Origin of the sequence: Humitalea sp. 24SJ18S-53, assembly GCF_050632385.1 — a bacterium.
Classification (GTDB): Bacteria; Pseudomonadota; Alphaproteobacteria; order Acetobacterales; family Acetobacteraceae; genus Humitalea.
This window is the reverse complement of sequence record NZ_CP192599.1, coordinates 59,370-81,362: the sequence shown is the minus strand read 5'-3', so window position 1 is coordinate 81,362 and position 21,993 is coordinate 59,370. Positions and strand designations below refer to the sequence as shown.

Sequence of the window (21,993 nt, the reverse complement as noted above, 5' to 3'; positions counted from 1 at the left end):
GGCCTCCTTTTCCTTGTGCCCACACACAAGATGCCCAGCCGCCGCGTCCAACGAAGGGCGCCGGCAAGGTGCTTTCGCGGCGGGCATGGCCGCGCGAAGGCGACCAAGGCGGCTTGCCATGATCCGCGTCAGCGAACCGCCTGCGCCACCACCGCCAGCGACGCCGCCGAAATGCTGATCTGGCCCAGCACCTGCGTCAGGTCGCGGATAAAACCCCAGGTTTCGTAGGGTGAGGGATCCTGCGGCACCACGACCAGTGACCCCGGCGGCACGGGCGGGCCGCCCTGCTGCCAGCTACCGAGGCCGGCCGGCACGCTCTGCCCGTTCGGCAGCACGACAAAGGCCCGCGACGGGTCGGCAAAGCGCTGCTGCCCGCCGGCACCGCGCACGTATTCCGACGCGCGCCAGCCGGTGGTGAATTGCAGGCTGCTGGCGTTCAGCACCGCGCCGACCACCGTCACCTCATTTGGCCGCTTCGGGATCGCGATCAGGTCACCGGGTTCCAGCAGCACATCCAGGTCCGGCCGCGCCGCCAGCACCACGGGATTGGCCTCCACCACCATTCGCCCTGCGGCCCTTGCGTCGCGCAGGGCCGAGGCCAGTTCGCGCCCCGCGGTGATCGCGCTGCCCAGATCCACGCCGCCCGCCCTGCTGCCCGCGACGGCCTGGCCGGCGGCGACCTGGATCAGGCTTTGCTCCAACTGCTGCGCGGTCCGGTTGAACCCGTCCTGCTGCCGTATCCGCACGCTTTCGCGGGTAAACACCGCGCCATAGGCATAGGCCTGTGGCGTCAGCCCCCCCGCCCGCAGCAGGATCTCTGACAGGCGTTCGCCGCGCCGGATGTCATAGACCCCCGGCCGCACGACCTCACCCGCCAGGGTCACCGGCCCAATGTCACGGTCACCAAAGCCACGCGGCACCCGCACCGCATCGCGCGGCGACAGGCGGATGGCAGCAAAATTGCGGCTGCGCAGGTCCAGGATCGTGCGTTGCAGCGGGATCGCGCCCGATTGCTCCAGCGGTTCGCGCGCCATCTCCACCGCCGCCAGATCGGCCGTGTCGCTGACCCCGCCCGCGGCGGCCAGGACCTGGTCCAGCCCGGTGTCGTCCAGGATCGGGTAGAGCCCCGGCAGCCGCACCTCCCCCGTCAGCAGCACCGCGTTGTCGAGCAGGAACGGCAGCAGCGCCGGGTAGTCGATGAACAATTGCGGACAGGGCGGTTCGCCGATGTCCGGGAAGCCGGCGCCACGCGCATGGGCAAAGCGCTGCGGGCTGGACCGCGCCGCGATCGCCAACCCCATCAGCGCCGGGCAACTGAGCGACGGCACCGCCCCCGCAGCGGCGGCAACCGGCGTGACCACCCCAGGGGCCTCGCCACGCACCGCGCGTTGGACCGGGGGGCTGGACAGCCACAGCACATCCGGCTGCGACAGGATGATGACCTCATCAGCCTCCCGCAGCGGCTGGTCGGCGCGTGACGACAGCACACGCCCCAGGTCGAAGCCGATGAACTGCCGCACGCGCGTTGCCGGATCCACCCGCCAGATCACGCCCATCCGCACATAGGGATCGACCCGCACCACCCGCGAATCAGCCAGCAAGCCGCGCAGGCTGGACCCACGCCCCGCCGCGCGCGTCAGCGGCACGGCGACGTGCCCGGCCAGCCGCATCGCGCCCGATTGCACATCGGCCCCCGGCTGCACCAGCACGGCATCGCCGCGCCGGATGGAGCCTCCGGCGCCGATCTCACTGAACGACCGCCGCCCACTGCCGTCGGTGCCCTGCAACAGGAAGCGATTGCCGGATGGGCGCAGCGGATCGCCCGCCAGGCGCAGCATCGACCCCAGCGGCACAGCCAGCACCCCGGCCGGCAATTCGTAGATCGCGGGACGCGTCACCTCACCGGCAATCGCGACCACGCCACCCAGGGCCGGCACGATCACCCGCTCGCCCTCGCGCAGGGAGATGTCGGGATTGCCGGCCTCACCGGCCAGCAGAGGATACAGGTCCACGACACGGCTGCCGCGCGGGCCCTCGACGCGGATCGCGCGCAGGCTTCCGGTCTTCCGCACGCCGCCGGCCGCCGCCAGCGCGTCGAGCACCGTGGCCAGGGCGGGCAGCGGCTGCACGCCGGGGCGCACGACCTCGCCGGCCGTGAAGACGCCCATCTGCCGCACCTGGCCGATGGAAACGAAGGCCTCCGACCCGCCCAGTTCGCGCTGTACCCGCGCCTCGATCTCCGCGCGCAAGTCCCGCAGCGTGCGGCCGGCGGCGGGGAACGGAGGCAGGTCGGGCAGCAGCAAGGTGCCGTCGCGGGTGACCCGCAGCGCATAGGCGTTGCGCGTGCGGCCGCGGATCGACACCAGCACTTCATCGTCGCGGCCGATGATGTAGTCATCCGGCAGCGCGCCGACGGCCGGCGCCTGCAAGGTCATGCCGCGAAACGTGTCGTAGCCGAATTGCCGCAGCGGCGACTCAAGCCGCGCGGCGAAAAACGCCTCGGTGCCGGAAAGCGGTTCGCCGGCCAGGGGAAGTTGCGGCTGCGCATAGATCGCGGCGGGCGGCAGCGCCGCGGGGGCGGGGGCAGCAAAGGTTGGCGCCGGCGGGGCCTGCGGCATGCCGCCCCGGCCGCCGGCCGCATCCAGGATGCGTTGCAGGATTTCCTGCTGCGTCTGCGCCGGCAGGCTGGGCAGCGGCTGGCCGCCCGGCAAGGTCGTCGGCAGTTGCGGCGGCCCGAGGAAGCCCCCCCCCGGCAAGGGCCCCGGCGCCGGTTGCGCCCCAGCCTGATTCGTCGCCAGGACCGCGAGACCCGCGACCCAGCACCCCAGCAACAGCCCCCCGCGCCCAAGCATCCCCACGGAGCCCCCGAATCTTTCCGTTCGTCACAACTCTGACGCGATCACGGAAACGTGTGCAGCACCCATGGTTATGTCCTACAATCACGCGTGATGTCCAACCGACGTGCCAGCGCCCAGGTTTTTGTTCCGAAGGATGCGTCGAAGCCACAGCGCGACGGGGCGCTGCGCCGCGCGATGCTGCGGGCCGATGCCGCCTGGCGGCTGGGCTTTTGGCCGATCGGGCATTTTGCCTGGCACCGGCTTGCGGGTGGCCGCCTGGCCGATGCGGCGACGCCGGCCGGGCCTTTCCTGGCGAGTGCGGCGGCGGCGGGGCCGGCGCCCGCCCGCGACTGGCATGGGCCCTTCGACCCCGCGGCCCCGGCCCATTCCATCGACCTGTTCGCAGCGGGCGACGTGCGCCCGGTCTGGGAACGCAACCGCCTGGGCGAACTCGCATCGCTGGCGCAGTGCGACCTGGCCGCCGCCGAATCGCTGCTGGCCGGCTGGGTCGCGGCCAATCCGCCGTTCCGCGGCCCGAACTGGGCCTGCGGCCAGGAAGCGGCCCTGCGCGTGCTGCACCTGGGGCTGGCGCTTGGCCTGCTGGACCAGGACCCCAGCCCGGGGATGCGCGACCTGGTCACGCTGCATTCACGACGCATCGCGCAGAATCCCGCCTATGCGATGGCGCAGGACAACAACCACCCGATCAGCGAGGCCGCCGGCCTCTTCGCCTGCGGCCTGCTGTTGCGTGACGGGGCCATGACGGTGCTGGGGTCGCGGCGCCTGTCGCGCGCGGTCGGGCGGCTGGTCGCGCCCTGCGGCAACTTCGCCCCGGTGTCGCCGCACTACCAAAGGCTTTTGCTGGACGTGCTCTGGGCGGCCGAATGGCTGCGGCAGCGCCATGGCGCGCCGGCATTCGCCGCCCCGTTCCGGGACCGCGCGGCGGCGGCGACGCGCTGGCTCGCGCGCCTGGCCTGCCCCGATACCGGCGCCCTGCCCCGCATCGGCCATTGCGACGGCTCCGCCTTCGCCGACCTGGCCAACACCGGCCCCGACGACGCCCGCGCTAGCATTTTGCGCGCGACGGCCATCTTCGGCGCGACGGCGCCCGACGCCGATTGGATCGCGGAGGGCCTGCGCGGCTGGTCCAGCGCCGGCGCCCGCGCCGTGCTCCGCACGGGCCCGATCCGCTTCCGCCCCGCCCATGCCGACCTGCTGCACCTGGATTTGTGGGACGGCCCGGTCCCGATCCTGCGCGACGGCGGCACCGGCGCCTACAATCCCGCCCCGGCCGACCGCTGGTGGCTGGACCATTTGCCCGGCACCGCCGCCCACAACACCATCGCCTTCGACGGCCAGGACCAGATGCCCCGCGCCGGGCGCTTTTTGTTCGCCCGCTGGCCGCGCACCAAGACCCTGCCGGACGGCGCCGCGATCACCGATCACGCCGGCCGCCGCCACGAACGCCGCATCGCCGCCACCGGCCGCGCCTGGCGCGTCGAGGACCGCATCTCCGGCCCCTTCGCCGATGCCGTGCTGCGCTGGCGGCTTGGCCCCGGCGCCTGGGCCGCCACCCCCGATGGTGCCGAGGCCCCCCACGCCCGGCTGCGCCTGTCGGCCGACGCCCCCTGCACCGTCGCCATCGAACAGGGCTGGGCCAGCCCCGCCTATGGCGTGGTCGAACCCGCCGCCGTAGTGACGTTGCGCGCCCGCGCGCCGGTCCACCGCCTGGTGACCGAGATCCTGTTGCCCGACGGAACCCCAAGCGACGGGACCCCGGGCTGATGCCCCTCGATGTGCTGATCCGCGCGGTCTGGGCGATGCGGGGGCGGCTGCTGCTGATCTGCGTGGTGCTCTATGGCGCGGCGGCCGGGCTGGTGCTGAGTTGGCCGCGCGCCTACCTCGCCTCCGCCGTCGTCGCGCCGGCCGAAGGCTCGGGGCTGGCGGTCTCCACGCTGATCGCACCGATCAACCTGCAGTCCGGCAGCGGACTGCTCGACACGCGGCCGACCGGCAATTTCGCGATCTACCTGGCAGCACTTCGCAGCCCGGAGGCCGCGGCGATGCTGGCCGCCACCACGCCGATCCTGGCCGATATGTCGGCCCGGCGCGCGACCGGGGCGCTGGGCTGGATCCGCGGCCTGACCGGCATGCGGATGACCGCCGACCAGGATGACGTGCAGGCCTATCTGGAACGGCGGCTATCGGTGACCCAATCCCTGGTCGCGACCACCTGGAACCTGGAGTTGCCGCATGGCGACCGGGCCATGGCGCTGGACCTGCTGACCCGCCTGCTGGCCTTTGGCGAGGCGCATGTGCGCGCCGACCTGTCGGCCATGGCCGAACGGCGGCTGGCCGCGCTGGAAGCCCGCGCGGCGACCGAACGGGACGTGTTCCAGCGCACGCCGCTCTATGAACTCCTGGCCCAGCACCAGCGCGCCCTGGCGGTGCTGCGGTCGGATGAGGCTGTAGCGGCGCGGCTGGTATCGTTGCCGATGGCGGAACTGCGCGCCTCCGTCCCGAACCGGATGCTGATCCTGGTGCTGTTGTTCATCGCCGTCCCCGTCGCCGTGCTGGTCGGCGCCGGCTGCCTGGTGCTGCTGCGCACGCCGGATGGCCCCCCGGGGGACGGGCATCGGGGGGCCGCCCCCGCCCCGTGACCCCCCCAGCCTCCGCCTGGCCCTTCGTCGCCCGCCCGGGCCTGGCCGTCATCGCCGCCGTGCCCCTGGCCGCGATGCATTTTGGCGGGGCGCTGAAATCGGCGCCGGTGGTATCGGCGGTGCCCTTCGACATCACCATCCTGGCGGGCGCCGTGGCCATCCCGGCCCTGGCACTGCTCGCCTCCGGCCGGCGGTGGCACGTGTCGCGCGCCGTGGCGTTGCCAATCGGGGCGGCGGCGGGGCTGTGGCTGTGGTTCACCATCGCCGGGCTCTGGAGCGGTTCGGGCGCTGTCCTCTCGGCCAAGTTGCGGGAGATGGTGCTGCTCGGCCCAGCGATGCTGCTGGCCGGTGTCGTCGTGGCCGGCGATCCGCGCGCGCTGGCGGCGTTCTCGCGGGCCACGCTGGCGATCGGCGTGCTGGTCGGGGCGGCCGTCGCCTGGGGGCTGCTGGTCGGGGGCGTGGTGCTGGGCGGGGCGCTGGACGTGCGGCCGGACGCGGTGCGGGTGCAGTACCAGATCACCGGGCTTGCCATCGCCTCGGCCGCCGCCCTGGCGGCGCTGGCGGCGGCGCGGCGGGCCGGGGGGCCACGGATGCTCTGGCTGGGGCTGACGGCCTGCCTGGCGGCGGCGGCGCTGCTGCCGGGCGGGCGCGCCGGGCTTTTGGGGCTGGCGCTGGCGGTGACCCTGGCGCCGGCCGTGTTGTTCTGGGCCCAGGCGCGGCCGCGGGCGGCGCTGGGCTGGGTCGCGCTGGCGCTGGTGGGCGGTGGCGCGGGGCTGGCGATCCTGTTCCTGGACCCCGAACGCGCGGCCGGGTTCCGCACCCTGGAACGCTTCACCCAAGGCGGGCTGGATGCCTCCGCGCGGCCCTGGCTTTGGGCGGCGGCGCTGCGCTGGGCGGGGGAGACGCTGCCCTTCGGCCTCGGCACCGCGGGGTTTCCCATCGCGGCGGGGTTTGGCGAATGGCGCGGGCGGTATCCGCACAATCACGTGCTGGAAGCCTTCGCCGAAGGCGGGTTGCCCGGGCTGTTCCTGTGGCTCGGCTGTTTTGGCGGCGCGGTCGTGGGGGCGGTGGCGCGGCTGCCGCGTGTCACCCCGCAGCGGGCGGCGATGGTGGTGGCGCTGACCGTGCCGGTGGCGGTGTCGGTGCTGGTCTCCACGGATCTCGGCAATCGCATGGCCTGGCTGGCGGTCGGGCTGCTGATCGGGTTGGGGGTGGAGTCCACGCCGCAGCAGGCGGGGCCGGTGGATGTATAATTCTTACGGCAAACGCACGCTGGATGTTGCGATAGCGCTCGTCGTGCTTGTTCTGTTCGCCCCCGTCCTAAGCGGCATCGCCCTGGCCGTGGCCCTGGCCCTGGGCCGGCCGGTGCTGTTCCGCCAAGTGCGGGCCGGGCGCGATGGCGTGCCCTTCACCGTGCTGAAGTTCCGCTCGATGCGCGACGCCGCGCCGGGCCTCCCGTCCGATGATGCCGCGCGCATCACGCCCTTCGGCCGGCGCTTTCGCGCCAGCGGCCTGGACGAACTGCCGCAACTGCTGAACGTGCTGCGTGGGGAGATGAGCCTGATCGGCCCGCGCCCGCTGCTGCTGGACTACACGGCCCGCTACAGCCCGCGCCAGGCGCTGCGCTTGCGGGTGCGGCCTGGCCTGGCCGGCGCCGCCCAGGCGATGGGCCGCAACGCCCCGCCCTGGCCCGTGCGGCTGGAGGCTGATGCCGCCTATGCCGCCACGCCCCCCACCCTGGCCGGCGATGCGCGGGCGCTGCTGGGCAGCCTGCGCGTGCTGCTGTCGGGGCGCGGGGCGACCGCGCCAGGGCACGCGACCACGCCGCCTTTCGAGGGCGAGTGAAAACCTTCCTTCCGATGTCACCAATACGTGTGTTTAGGAAAAAATTTTACCTTTGGTTGCAAAACTGACTTGCTCTAATTCTCACGAAGAGTTGATCTAAAACGGTCGGGCTCCCCGACGGATCGCCACTGAAGGCTCACACCATGGCTCTGCGCCTGTTGCCCAACGCCGCCCCTGTGCCGATCCCACTGCCACAAGAAACCTCTGTCATCCCCTTCCCGGGCAAGACCTACCCGCGGTTGCACCTATCCCCGCCGCACCTGGCCGGCGGCGAGATCGAGGCGCTGCGCGACACGCTGGATTCCGGCTGGGTCGCCCCCGCCGGCCCGATGCCGATCGCGTTCGAGGCCACTGTCGGCGTCGCCACCGGCTTCAGCCATGTGGCCGGCGTCGCCTCCGGCACCGCCGCATTGCACCTCGGCTACCGGGTGCTGGACTTGGCCCCGGGGGATGAGGTCTGGACCTCCACCCTCACCTTCGTCGCGACCATCGCGCCCGCCGTGCAGATGGGTGCGGTGCCGCGTTTCCTGGACGTGGACGCGACCTCCTGGACGATGGACCCCGATGTGCTGCGCGTGGCCCTGGCCGCCGCGGCGGCGCGCGGGCGCCTGCCGCGGGTGGTGGTGCCGGTCGATCTCTACGGCCAATGCAGCGACATGGACGCCATCGTCTCGATCTGTGAACGCTGGGGCGTGCCGGTGATGTCCGACAGCGCCGAGGCGCTGGGCGCCACCCAGCGGGGCAAGCCCGCCGGTTCGGGTGCCAAGATCGCCGTCTTCTCCTTCAACGGAAACAAGATCATCACCGCCGGCGGTGGCGGCGTGCTGTGTTCCGAGGATGAGCGGCTTGTCGCCCGCGCGCGTTTCCTGGCCAGCCAGGCCAAGGAAGCCTCGGCGCATTACCAGCATGAGACGACGGGGTATTCCTACGGCCTGTCGTCGGTCCTCGCGGCCGTGGGCCTCGCGCAGTTGGTCGCGTTGGAATCCCGGGTAAACGCACGCCGCGCGATTTTCGCGCGCTATGTCGAAGGCCTCGCGGATCTGCCCGGCGTGTCCTTCATGCCCGAGCCCAACTGGGGCCGTTCCACGCGCTGGCTCACGGCGATGCTGATCGACCCGCGCGCCTTTGGCGCCGAACGCGAAACAGTGCGCCGCGCGCTGGACGCCGTCGGCATCGAAAGCCGCCCGGTGTGGAAACCACTGCACCTGCAACCGACCTTTCGCGGCGCGCCGCTCTTCGGCCCCGGCATCGCGACCGGGTTGTTCGAACGTGGTCTGTGCCTGCCCTCCGGCAGCGGCATGGAGCCATCGCAGCAGGCCCGCGTCATCGACACGATCCGCGCCTGCTGGCGCGGGTAGATGGGCCTGCGCATCCTCTACCTGCATCAGCATTTCTCGATGCCGGAGGGGGCGACCGCCACCCGCGCCTTTGCCATGAGCCGGGCGCTCGCCGCCGCCGGGCATAAGGTCACCGTCGCCTGCGGCGCCTATGACGGCGCCCGCACCGGGCTGGACGGCCCCTGGCGCCAGGGCCGCCGCCAGGGCCGCGTCGGTGCGGTCGAGGTGGTCGAATTCGCCGTCCGCTCCGGCAATGCCCAGGGATTGTTGGGGCGCACGGCCGGGTTTCTGCATTTCGCCGCGCGGGCGGCGTCACTGGCGACCGCCGAAAACTGGGATCTGGTGATCGCGTCATCGACGCCGCTGACCGTGGCGCTGCCGGCGCTCTGGGCCAGGCGGCGGCGCGGGACGCCCTTCCTGTTCGAGATCCGCGACCCCTGGCCCGAACTGCCGCGCGCCCTGGGCGGCGTGCCGCGCCCCATCCTGGCGGCGATGGAACCGCTGGCCGATGCCGCCTGCCGTCAGGCCGTCGCGGTCATCGCGCTCAGCGACGGCATGGCCGATACCGCCATCGCCCGTGGCGCCAACCCTGCCGCCGTGCATGTCGTGCCCAACGGCTGCGACCTGGACCTGTTCGGCCCGCAGATCACCCCCTGGCGCCCGGCCGAGGCGCAATCCTGGGAAGTCTTGGCCGTCTATGCCGGAGCGCATGGGCGCGCCAACGGGCTTGGCCTGTTGCTCGACGCCGCCACGATCCTGCGCGATCGCGGCGAAACGCGCGTGCGGATCGTCCTTGTCGGCGATGGCGCGCAAAAACCCGCCCTGGCGGCGGCGGCGCGCGCGCTGCCCAACGTCACCCTGCTGGATGCGATGCCAAAAACCCGGCTGGCCGGGCTGCTGGCCGGCAGCCAGATCGGGCTGCAATGCCTGGCGCCCGTGCCGGAATTCGCCGAATGGACGGCGCCCAACAAGCTGATGGACTACCTGGCCGCCGGCCTGCCGGTCATCGCCAATATGCAGGGCCGCGCCGCGCGTATCCTGGCCGATGGCCCCTGTGGCATTGCCACCCCGCCCGCCGATGCCGCCGCCATGGCCGATGCACTGGCGGCCCTGGCCGCCGATCCGGAACGCCGCCGCGCCATGGGCCTCGCCGGCCGCAACCAGGCCGTCCGCCGCTGGGACCGCCGGTTGCTGGCGCGGGATTTTGTCGCGGTCGTCGAAGCCGCCGCGGGGCTTTCCCCCGCCAGGGCGGCGGCATGAGCCTTCCGGTCATCCACCTGGTCGTCGCGGCCCGGCCCAACCTGCCAAAGATCGCCGCCCTGTGGCACGCCCTGGCCGAGGCCCCGCCCATCTGCCGCCCCCTGATCCTGCACACCGGCCAGCACCACGACGCCGCGATGTTCGGCCAGCATCTCGCCGACCTTGACCTGCCTGCCCCGCATATCGCGCTCGGCGTCGCCGCCGGGGCTGGGCACGCGGCATTGACCGGCCAGACGATGATGGCGGCCGAGGCCGTCTGGCGCCGCGATCCGCCCGCCCTGGTCGTCGTCGCGGGCGATGTGGACGGCACGCTGGCGGCGGCGCTGGCGGCCCGCAAACTCGGCCTGCATGTCGCGCATCTGGAGGCCGGGCTGCGCTCCGGCGACCGGCTGATGCCGGAGGAAGTGAACCGCTGCGCGGTCGATGCCGTCTCCGACATCCTGTGGGCGCCGGATCGCGCGACGGCGCAGCGCCTGGTCGATGCGGGGCATCCGCGCGGCGCTGTGCGCGCCGTCGGCAATGCCATGGTGGACAGTATTTTTCGCGCCAGGCAGCGGGCCTTGGCGCAGCCCCTGCCCGCGGGGCTGATGCTTGGCGGCTATGGGCTCGTCACCCTGCACCGCCCGTCGAATGTGGACGACCCGGCGGTGCTGGCGGCGCTGCTGGCGGCGCTGGGCGATGCGGCCCGGCACATCCCGCTGGTCTGGCCGGTGCATCCGCGCACCGCGCAACGCCTGGGCGACACGCCCTTGCCGCCGGGGGTGATGCGCCTGCCACCGCAGGGTTACCTGGCCTTCGCCGGCCTCCTGGCCCAGGCCCGCTTCACCGCGACCGACAGCGGCGGCGTGCAGGAGGAGGCGACCGCCCTCGGCATCCCCTGCCTGACCCTGCGCGACACCACCGAACGCCCGGTGACGCTGGAAGCCGGGGGCAACCGGCTGGTGACGCCGGCGGGGCTGGCCGCGGCGGTGGCAGCCCTGCTCGCCACCCCGGCAAATCCACCGCAGAAAATCCCGCTATGGGACGGCCGCGCCGGCGCCCGCATGGTCGCGCATCTGCGTGAGGTCCTGGGCAGCATGGCGATGGCCGCATGACCGCGCCGCTGGTCGTGATGCTGTCGGCGGCCCACCCGCCGGATGACGTGCGGGTGGTGCGCAAGGAAGGCGCCGCCCTGGCCGCCGCCGGCTGGCGGGTCGCGCATATCGCCCCTTCGGCCAAGCCGGTGCCCGATGCGGTCGCGGGTGTGACCCTGCGCCCCTACACGCGCAAACCCGGCTGGATGGGGCGGCTGCGCGGCATTCCGGCCCTGGCCCGGCTGGCGGCCGCGTCGGGCGCGGCGGTGCTGCATGCCTCCGAACCCGACGCCTGGTTCGCCGCGATCCTGGCGGCCCGCCGCAGCGGCGCGCGCGTGGTGATCGACGTGCATGAACACTACCCGTCACGGCTGGACGATCGCCTGCCGCCCGCCCTGCGGCCGATCGCGCGCGGGGCGATCCGCTTGGCCTGCCGCATCGCGGCGCGCGGCGCCGATGCCGTGGTCGTCGCCAAGGATGGGCTGGACGCCGATTTCGCCGTGCCTGGCCGCACCGTCGCCGTGCGGAACTACGCCGCCATGCCCGCCATCGCCCCGCGCGTGCACACCGACGCGCCGCTGCGGTTGCTGCACCTCGGCGCGCTCGGTGCATCGCGCGGCGCGCTGCTGCTGCCGGATGTGCTGGCGCAATCGCCGCCGGGCACCACGCTGACCCTGGTGGGCCGCTTCACCGACGACAGCCAGGCCGCTTTTTTCGCCCGCGCGGAGGCGCTGGGCGTCGCCGACCGCATCCGCCTGACCGGCTGGATGCCGGCCGAAGCCGCCCTGGCCGAAACCGCGCAACACGACATCGGCCTGGTGCTGTTCCAGCCCGGCGTCGAAAACCACCGCCTGGCCCTGCCGCACAAGCTGTTCGACTGCATGGCCGCCGGCCTGCCGGTCATCGCGCCCGGCTTCGCCGAGGAAGTCGCCGCCGTCATCCGCACCGCCCGCTGCGGCGTGCTGGTGGATGTGGCCGACACGGCCGATGTCGCCCGCGCCATCGCCGAGTTGCAAAGCCCCACCTGGCGGCAAATGCTGGGCGACGCCGGGCGCGCCGCCGTCACCGGACGTTTCGGGTGGAAGGCCGAGGCCGCGCGGCTGGTGGCCCTCTACGCCCGGCTGGCGCCGCTGGCCAAGAACCCGCCGCCCGCGATCAACAGCGCCGCGGCACCGATCCGCGCATCGAACACCGCCGCCCCGCTGGCCACCAGAAGCAAGGTGGACGCCAGCGGCACGGCATAGGCCAGCGCCCCCAGCAACCGCGGGTCACCGCGCTTCATGCCCACGTCCCACAGGAAGAACGCCGCCCCCACCGGCCCCAGGCCCAGCAGCACCACGGCGCCCCATTGCGCGGCGCTTGGCGGCATCCAGGTCTCGAAGGCCAGGTGCGCGCCCCCCGCCAGCAGCGCCGTGCCGAGGCAGAAGCCCGCCACAGCCTCGGTCGGCACCGCCGCCATGCGGCGCGACGTGACCGAATAGACCGCCCAGACAACGGCCGCCGCGACCGCGCAGACCAGCCCCAATCCACTGCCCACGGGCAAGGTCGCCCCCGCGCCGATCAGCACCGCACACCCCAAAAACCCAAGCCCCGTGCCGAAAAAATGCCGCGCCGACAGCCGCATCCCCAGGACCGGCGCCGACAGCAGCACGATCAGCAAGGGCCACAGATAGTTCAGCAGATTGGCGGTGACGGGCGGCGCCCAGGCGATCGCGGCGAAATACAGCGCGTGATAGCCGAACAGCCCCCCCACCCCATGCACCCAGGCCAGCGGCGGCTGGCGCAGCGCGCCGAGGCTTTTCCTCGCCGCCAATACGACGATGCCGACCGCGCCGCCCACGGCAAAAGCCAGCGCCGTGACCTGCAAGGGGGGCAAGGGCGCGGCCCAGGCGCCGAGCAGGGCCAGGAAAGCCCAGAGCGCGAGTGCCCCGGTTCCGGCCAGCGTCGCGGGCTTCATGCCAGCCCGCGCGCGCCCTCGGTCAACAGGCGCCGGTAGAGCGGCACGGCCTCCGCCAATTCGGCCAGCGCCACGCATTCGTGCGGCGTATGCGCCGTCGCCGTGGTGCCCGGCCCCAGGATCACGCAGGGCGCCAGGACCGACAATTCGCTCGCATCCGTACCAAAGGGCACCGTCGCGGTGGCGCGCCCGCTGGCGGCGACGGCCAGCGCGATCAACGGGTGGTCGGCCGGCAGTTCCGGCGGCGTGCCCTCGCGCGCCATGTGCAGCGCGATCCCGGCGCGATCCGCCGCCGCCTGCACGGCAGCCAGGATGGGCGACGGGTCGATGCCGCGGCTGTAGCGGAATTTTATGCGCGCGGTGGCGACGGGCACGGTCACGTTTACCGCCGTGCCATGGTTGTCGATGATGATGTTGAAATCGGAAAACACCGGGCTGTAGCCCGCATCATGCCAGGCCGGATCGTCGCGCAGCGTTTCGAAGATCGTCTTCATCTCGGCCAGAAACGGGATCAGCGCCCAATTCGCATTCCGCCCGATGCCCAGCGAGGAATGCGCCTGCACCCCCGACGCGACCGCCGTGAAGGCGATATGCGCCCGATGCCCGCGCACCGGCACAAGCCCGGTCGGTTCCGCGACGATGATGCCCGCCAGTTTCGCATCCCGCGCCAGCGTGGATTGTTCCACGATGATGCGGGCACCCTCCTTGGTGGTTTCCTCATCCGTGGTGATCAGCAGGGTGACGGGCACGTCGGCGGACAGCCCGCGCGCGGCGATGACGCAGGCCGCGACCTGGCCCTTCATGTCGACCGAACCAAGCCCATGCAGCACGCCCGCGTCGTCCACGCGGGCGGACCAGGGATCATCGGTCCAGCCCGTGTCCGGCACCGTGTCCATGTGCCCCGACAGCGCCAGCCCGCCAGGCCCGCCGCGATGCGCCACCAGGCAGCGTTTCGCGACGCCATTGGCATCGGTGAAATCGAGCCGTTCGATAGCAAACCCCGGCAGTTCAGCCTCCAGCCGTTCCGCGACGGGCAGGTTGGACAGGCTGCTACGGCTGTCGATGCGGATCAGGTCGGCGGCGAGCCGTGCCGTGGCGTCATGGTCGGTCATGCGCCCGGTATCCCTTGCCGGACGCGCGGCGGCAAGCGAGGGTCCGCCCCATGCATGCCTATCTCGACCCCCGCACAGGGCGCACCTATCCCCTCGATGTCCCGCGCTGGCGCGGCGATGACGGCAGCCCGTTGACCATCACCGACCTGCCGGGGATCGGCCGGGACGATATCGAACGCGGCACCCGGTCCATCTGGCGCTATCGCGCCGCCCTGCCGATGCAGCCGGCGACGCGGATCACCCTGGGCGAAGGCTGCACCCCGCTGATCGAGGCCCGCATCGGCGCGGCCACGGCGTTGCTGAAATGCGAATGGTTCATGCCGAGCGGATCCTTCAAGGACCGCGGTGCATCGGTCATGCTGTCGCTGCTGCGCGACCAGGGCATTTCCGCCGTGCTGGAGGATTCCTCCGGCAATGGCGGCGCCGCCGTCGCCACCTATGCCGCCGCCGGCGGCATGGCCGCGACGATCTTCGTGCCGTCCAGCACCAGCCCCGCGAAAACCGTGCAAGCGCGGGCGGCCGGGGCGGCGATCACCCTGGTCCCCGGCTCCCGCCAGGACTGCGCCGACGCGGCGCTCGCCGAGGCGGCGCGCATCTTCTACGCCAGCCACAATTGGCAGGCGTTCTTCCTGCAGGGCACAAAAACCCTGGCCTATGAACTCTGGGAAGACCTGGGGTTCCGGGCACCGGACAATGTGATCGTGCCCTGCGGCGCCGGGTCCAACGTGCTCGGCTGCTTCATCGGTTTCTCCGAACTGCTGGCCGCCGGGCAGATCGCGAAAATGCCGCGCATCTTTGCCGCCCAGCCCGCCGCCTGCGGCCCCCTCGCCCGCGCCCACCTGGGCTTGCCGCCTGAAGCCGCCCGCCCGACCATCGCCGAGGGCACGGCCATCGCCCAGCCGATCCGCGTGCCCGAAGTCCTGCACGCCCTGCGCGCCAGCCAGGGTGGCGGCGTGCTGCTGGAAGAGGCCGAGATCTCCGCCGCCACGCGCGCCCTGGCCCAGCGGGGATTCTACGTCGAACCGACCTGCGCCCAGGCCGCCGCCGCCTTCGAACGCCTGCTGGCGGCAAAGACCATCGCGCCCACCGACACGACCGTTGTCGTGCTGACGGGCACCGGCCTGAAAGCGACACCCCGCCACGCCGAAATCCTGGGGATCGACCTGTGACGCTCGACGATCTGCCGACCCCCTGCCTGGTGCTGGACCTCGGCATCCTGCGCCAGAACCTCGCCCATATGGCCGCCGCCGTGGCCCGCCATCCGGGCGTGGTGCTGCGCCCGCACCTGAAAACCGCCAAATGCGTCGAGGTCGCGCGCCTGGCCGCCCCCGATGGCGGCCCCGTCACCGTCTCGACCCTGGCCGAAGCCGAGGCCTTTTGGGCCGCCGGCTACCATGACCAGATCTACGCCGTCGGCATCACGCCGCAGAAACTGGACCGCGTGGCGGCGCTGCCCGGGGTCAACATCATCACCGATGATGTGGCGGTCGCCCGCGCCATCGCCGCCCACCCCGGCCCGCTGTCGGCGCTGATCGAGGTCGATGTCGGCGAACATCGCGGCGGCGTCGGCCCCGATGATGACGCGCTGCTGGCCATCGCCGCGGCGCTCGGCCCGCGCCTGGCCGGGGTCATCACCCATGCCGGGCATTCCTACGCCGGACGGTCGGATGCCGACATGGCGGCCACCGCCGCCATCGAACATGCCGGGATCACCCGCGCCGCGACCCGGCTGCGCGACGCGGGGCATCAGGTCGGGATCGTCTCGCTCGGCTCCTCCCCCACCGCGCTGCACGCCAGGACATTGGCGGGCGTTACCGAGGTGCGCGCCGGCGTCTACATGTTCGGCGACCTGTTCCAGGCGCAGATCGGCACGCACGCCGATGCCGATATCGCGCTGACCGTGCTGACCAGCGTGGTCGGCCGCCGCCCCGGCGTGCTGCTGCTGGATGCCGGCGCCATCGCGCTGTCGAAGGACCGCAGCACCGCCGCCCCCGGCTTGCGCGACGACGGCTTTGGGCTGGTCTGGGACCTGGACGGCAAGCCCAGCCTGGGTCGGGTCGTCATCGAACGGGCCTACCAGGAACACGGCGTGGCGGTCGGCGCACCCGATCTTCCGATCGGCACCCGCCTGCGGGTCGCGCCCAACCATACCTGCCTGACGGCGGCCGCGCATGAAGGCTACGCGGTGGTCGATGGCGGGCGTGAGGTGATCGGGACCTGGGCGCGAATCAACGGCTGGTAGGGCTGCAACCGGCGGCGTCGGATCGGTGTTGGAGGGGGATGTGGTCCGAACCGGAGAAGATGATGAGCCCGACCGAGAACATCCGCGCCTCCGACTTGCCCAATCCCCCGCCGCCCGTCGAAGCCCCGCCGACCGACCTGCCTGACGCGCCGGCGCCGCCGATCGAATTGCCGCCGCCGCCCACCCCAGGCGGGCCGCCGCCCCCGCCGCAGATGCGCCGCGTTTTTCACATGGCACCCAGCATCCTTTCGTCGCCATGACGCACCCGTAATCGCGGGGCCACCGCGGGTTAGGTAACGCTAGCGCATGCGTGGATCTCGGAAGGGATGCACTCATGACGCGCCGCCTGCTGTCGCTCCTGTATATTCAGGTTCTCATCGCCATCGTGCTCGGCATCGCCGTCGGCGTGCTTTGGCCGGAGACGGGCACGGCGCTGAAGCCGCTCGGCGATGCCTTCATCAAACTGATCAAGTTCGTCATCGCTCCGGTGGTGTTCTGCACCGTCGTGCATGGCATCGCCGGCGCGCGCGACGCCGGCAAGGTCGGCCGCGTGGGCCTGAAGGCGATCGTCTATTTCGAGGTCGTGTCCACCTTCGCCCTCGTCCTTGGCCTGCTGGTGGCCAAGACGTTCCGCACGGGTGAGGGTTTTCACCTCGACATGTCCGGTCTCGATGGGCGCTCGGTGCAAGGCTTCGTCCAACAGGCGGAGCATCAGAGCGTCACCGACCACCTGATGAAGATCATCCCGGATAGTTTCGTCGGCGCCTTCACCGGCGGTGACCTGCTGCAGGTGCTGTTTGTCGCGATCCTGACCGGCTTCGCCATCACCGCGCTGCCGGACAGGATGCGAGAGGCCGCGACCGGGGCGGTCGATACGCTGTCGGCGATCTTCTTCGGCATCGTGCGCATCGTGGTGAAGGCAGCCCCCATCGGCGCCTTCGGTGCGATGGGCTTCACCATCGGCTCCTACGGGTTCACCGCGCTGCTGCGGCTCGGTGAACTCGTGGCGACCTTCTACCTGACCGCGTTGCTCTTCGTGCTGATCGTGCTGGGCGGCATCGCGCGCTTCTGCGGCTTTTCGATCCTTCGCTTCCTGGCCTACATCAAGGAGGAGTTGCTGATCGTCCTCGGCACCAGCAGCAGCGAAAGCGTGCTGGCGCAGTTGATGGATAAACTGAAACGCGCGGGCTGCGCGCCACAGGTGGTCGGGCTGACGGTGCCGCTGGGCTATTCGTTCAACCTCGACGGCACCAACATCTACATGACGCTTGCGACCATGTTCCTCGCCTATGCGACCGACACGGAACTGACGCTGGGGCAGGAGATGACGATCCTGCTGGTGGCGATGCTGACGTCCAAAGGCGCCTCCGGCGTCGCGGGGGCGGGCTTCGTGACCCTGGCCGCCACGCTTTCGGTGATTCCGACGATCCCGATCGGCGCCCTGGCGATCCTGATCGGCATCGACAAGTTCATGAGCGAAGTGCGCGCCCTGACCAACCTGGTCGGCAATGGCGTGGCCTGCATCGCCGTCAGCAAATGGGAAGGCGCGCTAGACCATGCGGCGTTGGACGCCGCCATGGCCGGCAATCCCCGGCCTTTGCCGGAGGATCGCGTCATCGCCTAGACCGCGATGCGTTCGCATTCGCTCACGCATCGCGGTCTAGCTTGTTGTTTTGTCGCGTGATTCAGCCCTGCAGCGCATTCGCGCCTACGGCCATCACGCTCTAATCCGCGCTGATCCGCGCGGCCCGGGCGATCGCCTGCCAAGCCATCGCGGTGCTTTCGACATAGGCCTGCATCCGGTCCTCTGGCACCAGGATCGGGTCCACGAAGGCATTGCGCAGCCGTTCGTCCTGCGCCGGGGTGCGGATCGCTGCCATCGCCTGCTTCAGGCGGGTCGCGACCGGCGCCGGAATGCGTCGCGGCGCGAAGATGCCGAACCAGATCCCCATGTCGTAATCGGGGAGGCCCGATTCCTTCAAGGTCGGCACGTCCGGCAGGGCGGAGGCCCGCTGTGCCGTGGTCACCGCCAGGGCGCGAAACGTCCCGGCACGGATATGCGCGGTTGATGTCGCCGGCGTGTCGAATCCGAAATCCACGTCATTCGCCAGCATGGCCGCGACCAGCGGCGCCGAGCCGCGATAGGGCACATGCGTCGCCTCGATGCCGAAATCCTGCAGGAAGCGCAGCGCCGACAGATGCGACGAACTGCCGTTGCCGACGGAGCCATAGACCAGCGGCCGGGCCTTCGCCTCCGCCACCAGTTCGGCCACCGTGGTCGCGCGCACCCGGCGCGGCAGGACGGACAGAACGTTCGCCGCCTCCCCCGTAATGCCGACAGGCACGAGATCGCGCAGCGCATCGATGCCGGAAGCGGTGTAGAGGATCGGATTCACCCCGAACAAAGCCGTGGTGCCCAGCATCAGCGTATAGCCATCGGGCTCCGCCTGCACCGCCGCCTGGGTGCCGATATTGCCCCCGGCGCCGGCCCGGTTTTCCACGACCACCGCCTGGCCCAGTTCACGCCCCAGCGGGTCGGCGACCAGGCGCCCCACGATGTCGGTGACCCCGCCGGGCGGGTAGGTGACGATCAGCCGCAAGGGCCGGCTCGGCGCCCAAGTGGTGGGTTGCGCGTGCAGGGCGGGGGCCGCCAGCAGGGCGGGAAGCGCCAATGTGGCGCGGCGGGTGAAAGGCATGGTCGTCTCCGGCGGGTCTTGCGTGCCCGTGCGGCCAGCATAGGCAGCGCGCGCGCCGGCGGCGAATGCTACCGCGGGCGATCCGGATACGCCCGCGCTGGCCGTGCCTTGTAGGCCGGCAGCGACCAGCCGCGCAGGATCGCCGCCGCCCGCAGCGCGAAACCCGCCAGCATGCCAATCCCGACCGCGACATCCCGGCCCGCGCCCGCGTGATACAGCACCACAAACACCAGCGCGCCGAGGGCGGCGGCGGTCGCATAGATCTCCCGCCGCAGCATCAGCGGCATTTCGGCGCAGATCACATCGCGCAGCACGCCGCCGAAGGTCGCGGTGATGGTGCCCATCAGCACGGCCGCCCAGGGGTTGGCGCCGAAACGCTGCGCCGCCTCCGCCCCCAGCACGGCAAACAGCGCCATCCCGATGGCATCGGCCCAGACCAGCACGATGAAACGGCGTTCGACCAGATGCGCGCCGAAGAAGGTCAGCAGCGCCAGCCCAACCGCCAACCCGACAAAGCCCGGCGTCTGCAGCCAGAATACCGGCACCCCAAGCATCAGGTCGCGCACCGTGCCGCCGCCAAAGGCCGTGACCGCGGCGATCAGGATGAAGCCGACAGGGTCCAACTGCTTGCGCGACGCGGTCAGCGCCCCGGCCACGGCGAAGGCGGCACACCCGGCCCAGTTCAGGACCGCGATCAGGAGGTCGAAAGCGTCCACCTATTCGGCGGCAACCGCGCGGGGGGCGGCCGCCCGCGCCCGCGCCGCCCCATTGCCCAACCCGGCGCAGAACAGCGACAGCCCCAGCAGCACCACCACGACCGGCAGCAGCAGATGCGGATAGCCCGCATCCAGCAGTAGCCCCATCGGCACCGGCATGACGGCACTGCCCAGCGGCAGGCCGGAGGAGACGAAGCCAAACACCTTGCCAACCTGCCCCGGCGGCGCGGCGTTGCGCAGCATCACGTCGCGCGGCGTGCGGCTGGACCCCATCATCAACCCCGCGACCAGCGCCACGCCCACCGGCAGCCAGCCCGGCATCGGCACCGTGCTCAGCGACAGGATCAGCACCATGGCACCCAGGGTCAGCCCGATGACGAAGGGCATGTGCCTGGTCGACCGGTCGACGAACCAACCGCCGATCAGCGTGCCGCCCGTGGCGCCAGTCATGTAGCCGGTCAGGATCATCGACGCGATCGCCAGCGGCGTGTCCCAAAGCTCACCCATCACGGTGATGATGAAGGCGGTGAAGCCCGACCCAGCCATGGCCGACAGCAGGAAGAAGGCGAAGAACAGCAGGATCGGCCGCGTCAGCAACAGGTCGCGGCCGGAAATGGCCGGCCCGGTGTCGCGCGCCTTGGGCTGGTCCGTCAGGATGCGGGACTTCCACAGGATGGCGGCCACGACGGGCACGCCCAATAGCCCGACGACCAGCAGCGCCCCGCGCCAGTCCATCACCAGCAGCAGCATCGCGATCACCGGCGGCGCCGTCGCGAAGCCGAGGTTGCCCGTGAAGGTATGCAGCGAAAACGCCCGCCCCATGCGGGACTTGTCCACGCTGCCCGCCAGGATCGCGTAATCGGCCGGATGGATCACGCTATTGCCGATGCCCGACAGCACCGCCAAGGCCAGGATGACCCAATAGGACGGCGCGAAGGCCATCCCCGCGATCGACAGCGCCATCAGCAAGGTGCCGCCAACCAGGAAGGGCCGCGCCCCGTACTTGTCCACCATGAAGCCGACCGGCGTCTGGCCGAGTGCCGTCACCGTGCTCATCAACGCGATCGACAGCCCCAGGGTGCCGAAGGAAACGTCGAACTCCTCACGCCAGACCAGGAACAGCGGCGGCAAGGTCAGCATGTAGAAATGCGACAGGTAGTGGCCCATGCCGATCAGGCCAACGATGGCCCAATCCTTGTGCGGCGGGGCCGTTTCGGCCGGGGGTGCGGCGGTGTCCATGCTGGCAGCCGGGTCCTAGGGCGCGATCCGCGACGGCGGAATCGCCGAAGCGGTGAAGCATTCGTTCAGCGGACGCAAGGTCGTTTCCGTTTCGGCGGCCACGACGCAAGGTGTCATAGAACGTCTCTGCTCCCGGCCATCGCCCCGGTCAACGATGGCCCGGCCGCGTGTTCGCGAATGATGGCGATCAACGGTTCCACCACCTGGGTCCGCCCCGCGGCATCGCCGAACAGCGCCATTTCCGCGGTGCCGAGCGGCGGCAGGCCGGCCAGTTCGACCACGCCCTCCGGCATGCCGGACCGGCCCAGCACCATCGCCGCCAGCCCGGCCTGGGCGGCGGCGGCGATGCCCAAGAGGCTGGGGGAGACGAAGGTGATCTCGAATTCCAGCCCCGCCCGGGCCAGCGCGGCCAGGGCGCGGTCGCGGAACATGCAGCCCTGCGGCAGCATGGCGACCGGGATCGGCCGCCCCGCCGGCGGGGACCAGCCGGGGGCGGCCGCCCAGACCACGGGCTCGGTCCAGATCGCGCGGCCTTCGGTTTCGCCATCGCGGCGCTTGCCCAGCACCAGGTCGAGGGTCCCCGCCGCCTCGGCCGCGCGCAATTCATGGCTGCGCCCGACCTCCACCTCCAGCCGCAGGTCCGGGAAGGTCGCAGAAAACCTCGCCAGCACCGGGGCCAGGCTGCGCGGGATGAAATGATCGGCGACGCCCAGGCGCAGCCGCCCGGTGACCGGCGGCGCGATCAGCCGCCGCACCGCCTCGTCATTCATCGCCAGCATGCGGCGGGCGTAGGCGAGGAGGGTCTCCCCCTCCCGCGTCAATTCGCTGCGGCGGGAGGTGCGGGCCAGGACCGGCTTGCCCAGCACATCCTCCAGCCGCTTCACCTTCAGGCTGACGGCCGATTGGGTCAGCCCCAGCGCCTGGCCGGCCGCGGTGAAGCCGCCGCGCTCGGCGACCTGCACGAAGCAGCGCAGCAGGTCGAGGTCGAGGTCAGGGACACGCATCCGCCCCAGGTCGGC

The 21,993-nt window shown here is 71.6% G+C and carries 18 protein-coding genes and 1 pseudogene; 12 read left to right on the top strand and 7 right to left on the bottom strand.

The window, feature by feature from the left end; genetic code table 11:
- Positions 1–128: 128 nt before the first annotated feature.
- On the bottom strand, positions 129–2,852 hold the full coding sequence (locus ACQW02_RS00395; RefSeq protein WP_431283296.1) for an SLBB domain-containing protein: 2,724 nt from the start codon (positions 2,850–2,852) through the stop codon (positions 129–131).
- A 96-nt stretch (positions 2,853–2,948) separates the two neighbouring features.
- Between ACQW02_RS00395 and ACQW02_RS00390 the strand changes: the two genes are divergently transcribed.
- From ACQW02_RS00390 to ACQW02_RS00355, 8 genes and pseudogenes are all read left to right on the top strand, one after another.
- The gene (locus tag ACQW02_RS00390; protein ID WP_431283295.1) at positions 2,949–4,622 is read left to right on the top strand and encodes a heparinase II/III family protein; all 1,674 of its coding nucleotides are present in this window, start codon (positions 2,949–2,951) and stop codon (positions 4,620–4,622) included.
- Complete coding sequence (locus ACQW02_RS00385; RefSeq protein WP_431283294.1) at positions 4,622–5,497, top strand: hypothetical protein; 876 nt, start codon at positions 4,622–4,624, stop codon at positions 5,495–5,497. Before ACQW02_RS00390 ends, ACQW02_RS00385 begins: the two co-directional genes overlap by 1 nt.
- Complete coding sequence (locus ACQW02_RS00380) at positions 5,494–6,750, top strand: O-antigen ligase family protein (protein WP_431283293.1); 1,257 nt, start codon at positions 5,494–5,496, stop codon at positions 6,748–6,750. Before ACQW02_RS00385 ends, ACQW02_RS00380 begins: the two co-directional genes overlap by 4 nt.
- A 43-nt stretch (positions 6,751–6,793) precedes the next feature.
- A complete protein-coding gene (locus ACQW02_RS00375; RefSeq protein ID WP_431283292.1) occupies positions 6,794–7,342 on the top strand; it encodes a sugar transferase in 549 nt (182 codons plus the stop codon).
- Positions 7,343–7,485: 143 nt separating this feature from the next.
- Positions 7,486–8,700 (top strand): DegT/DnrJ/EryC1/StrS family aminotransferase, encoded by a 1,215-nt coding sequence (locus ACQW02_RS00370; protein ID WP_431283291.1) that lies wholly within the window; start codon positions 7,486–7,488, stop codon positions 8,698–8,700.
- Positions 8,701–9,939 carry a glycosyltransferase family 4 protein gene (locus tag ACQW02_RS00365; RefSeq protein ID WP_431283290.1) on the top strand — a complete coding sequence of 413 codons (1,239 nt, stop codon included), beginning with the start codon at positions 8,701–8,703 and terminating at the stop codon, positions 9,937–9,939. It abuts the gene before it with no gap.
- A complete protein-coding gene (wecB, locus tag ACQW02_RS00360; RefSeq protein ID WP_431283289.1) occupies positions 9,936–11,033 on the top strand; it encodes a non-hydrolyzing UDP-N-acetylglucosamine 2-epimerase in 1,098 nt (365 codons plus the stop codon). The genes ACQW02_RS00365 and wecB overlap by 4 nt, the downstream gene beginning before the upstream one ends.
- Positions 11,030–11,965, top strand: a pseudogene (locus ACQW02_RS00355) (glycosyltransferase); the annotation flags it as partial. The gene wecB and the pseudogene ACQW02_RS00355, both read left to right, overlap by 4 nt.
- A 158-nt stretch (positions 11,966–12,123) precedes the next feature.
- Here the strand turns inward: ACQW02_RS00355 and yddG are convergent.
- Entirely contained in the window at positions 12,124–12,969 is an 846-nt protein-coding gene (gene yddG / locus ACQW02_RS00350; protein WP_431283288.1) for an aromatic amino acid exporter YddG, read from the bottom strand.
- Positions 12,966–14,081 (bottom strand): M20 family metallopeptidase, encoded by a 1,116-nt coding sequence (locus ACQW02_RS00345; protein ID WP_431283287.1) that lies wholly within the window; start codon positions 14,079–14,081, stop codon positions 12,966–12,968. Before ACQW02_RS00345 ends, yddG begins: the two co-directional genes overlap by 4 nt.
- 50 nt (positions 14,082–14,131) lie before the next feature.
- On the opposite strand from ACQW02_RS00345, the gene ACQW02_RS00340 reads away from it, so the two are divergent.
- The 4 genes from ACQW02_RS00340 (at position 14,132) to dctA (ending at position 17,947) form a co-directional block, all read left to right on the top strand.
- On the top strand, positions 14,132–15,250 hold the full coding sequence (locus ACQW02_RS00340; protein ID WP_431283286.1) for a threonine synthase: 1,119 nt from the start codon (positions 14,132–14,134) through the stop codon (positions 15,248–15,250).
- Positions 15,247–16,323, top strand: coding sequence for an alanine racemase (locus ACQW02_RS00335; protein WP_431283285.1), 1,077 nt, complete (start codon positions 15,247–15,249; stop codon positions 16,321–16,323). Before ACQW02_RS00340 ends, ACQW02_RS00335 begins: the two co-directional genes overlap by 4 nt.
- Before the next feature lie 62 nt (positions 16,324–16,385).
- Complete coding sequence (locus ACQW02_RS00330; RefSeq protein ID WP_431283284.1) at positions 16,386–16,583, top strand: hypothetical protein; 198 nt, start codon at positions 16,386–16,388, stop codon at positions 16,581–16,583.
- Between the two features lie 74 nt (positions 16,584–16,657).
- Entirely contained in the window at positions 16,658–17,947 is a 1,290-nt protein-coding gene (gene dctA, locus ACQW02_RS00325) for a C4-dicarboxylate transporter DctA (RefSeq protein ID WP_431283283.1), read from the top strand.
- A 100-nt stretch (positions 17,948–18,047) separates the two neighbouring features.
- Here the strand turns inward: dctA and ACQW02_RS00320 are convergent, their stop codons facing one another.
- The 4 genes from ACQW02_RS00320 to ACQW02_RS00305 all read right to left on the bottom strand — a co-directional run bounded on the left by ACQW02_RS00320 (position 18,048) and on the right by ACQW02_RS00305 (position 21,978).
- Entirely contained in the window at positions 18,048–19,019 is a 972-nt protein-coding gene (locus ACQW02_RS00320; RefSeq protein ID WP_431283282.1) for a Bug family tripartite tricarboxylate transporter substrate binding protein, read from the bottom strand.
- 68 nt (positions 19,020–19,087) lie between these two features.
- Complete coding sequence (locus ACQW02_RS00315) at positions 19,088–19,735, bottom strand: trimeric intracellular cation channel family protein (protein ID WP_431283281.1); 648 nt, start codon at positions 19,733–19,735, stop codon at positions 19,088–19,090.
- Positions 19,736–20,974 carry an MFS transporter gene (locus tag ACQW02_RS00310; protein ID WP_431283280.1) on the bottom strand — a complete coding sequence of 413 codons (1,239 nt, stop codon included), beginning with the start codon at positions 20,972–20,974 and terminating at the stop codon, positions 19,736–19,738.
- Between the two features lie 113 nt (positions 20,975–21,087).
- Positions 21,088–21,978 (bottom strand): LysR family transcriptional regulator, encoded by an 891-nt coding sequence (locus ACQW02_RS00305; RefSeq protein ID WP_431283279.1) that lies wholly within the window; start codon positions 21,976–21,978, stop codon positions 21,088–21,090.
- Between the last annotated feature and the right edge of the window lie 15 nt (positions 21,979–21,993).

Excerpts from the sequence above, each read along its gene's own strand:
- ACQW02_RS00310 (WP_431283280.1), bottom strand. The coding sequence starts at position 20,974 with ATGGACACCGCCGCACCCCCGGCCGAAACGGCCCCGCCGCACAAGGAT.
- ACQW02_RS00370 (WP_431283291.1), top strand. The coding sequence starts at position 7,486 with ATGGCTCTGCGCCTGTTGCCCAACGCCGCCCCTGTGCCGATCCCACTG.
- ACQW02_RS00385 (WP_431283294.1), top strand. The coding sequence starts at position 4,622 with ATGCCCCTCGATGTGCTGATCCGCGCGGTCTGGGCGATGCGGGGGCGG.
- ACQW02_RS00395 (WP_431283296.1), bottom strand. The coding sequence starts at position 2,852 with ATGCTTGGGCGCGGGGGGCTGTTGCTGGGGTGCTGGGTCGCGGGTCTC.
- yddG (WP_431283288.1), bottom strand. The coding sequence starts at position 12,969 with ATGAAGCCCGCGACGCTGGCCGGAACCGGGGCACTCGCGCTCTGGGCT.
- ACQW02_RS00340 (WP_431283286.1), top strand. The coding sequence starts at position 14,132 with ATGCATGCCTATCTCGACCCCCGCACAGGGCGCACCTATCCCCTCGAT.
- dctA (WP_431283283.1), top strand. The coding sequence starts at position 16,658 with ATGACGCGCCGCCTGCTGTCGCTCCTGTATATTCAGGTTCTCATCGCC.
- wecB (WP_431283289.1), top strand. The coding sequence starts at position 9,936 with ATGAGCCTTCCGGTCATCCACCTGGTCGTCGCGGCCCGGCCCAACCTG.
- ACQW02_RS00305 (WP_431283279.1), bottom strand. The coding sequence starts at position 21,978 with ATGCGTGTCCCTGACCTCGACCTCGACCTGCTGCGCTGCTTCGTGCAG.
- ACQW02_RS00345 (WP_431283287.1), bottom strand. The coding sequence starts at position 14,081 with ATGACCGACCATGACGCCACGGCACGGCTCGCCGCCGACCTGATCCGC.
- ACQW02_RS00330 (WP_431283284.1), top strand. The coding sequence starts at position 16,386 with ATGAGCCCGACCGAGAACATCCGCGCCTCCGACTTGCCCAATCCCCCG.
- ACQW02_RS00365 (WP_431283290.1), top strand. The coding sequence starts at position 8,701 with ATGGGCCTGCGCATCCTCTACCTGCATCAGCATTTCTCGATGCCGGAG.
- ACQW02_RS00320 (WP_431283282.1), bottom strand. The coding sequence starts at position 19,019 with ATGCCTTTCACCCGCCGCGCCACATTGGCGCTTCCCGCCCTGCTGGCG.
- ACQW02_RS00390 (WP_431283295.1), top strand. The coding sequence starts at position 2,949 with ATGTCCAACCGACGTGCCAGCGCCCAGGTTTTTGTTCCGAAGGATGCG.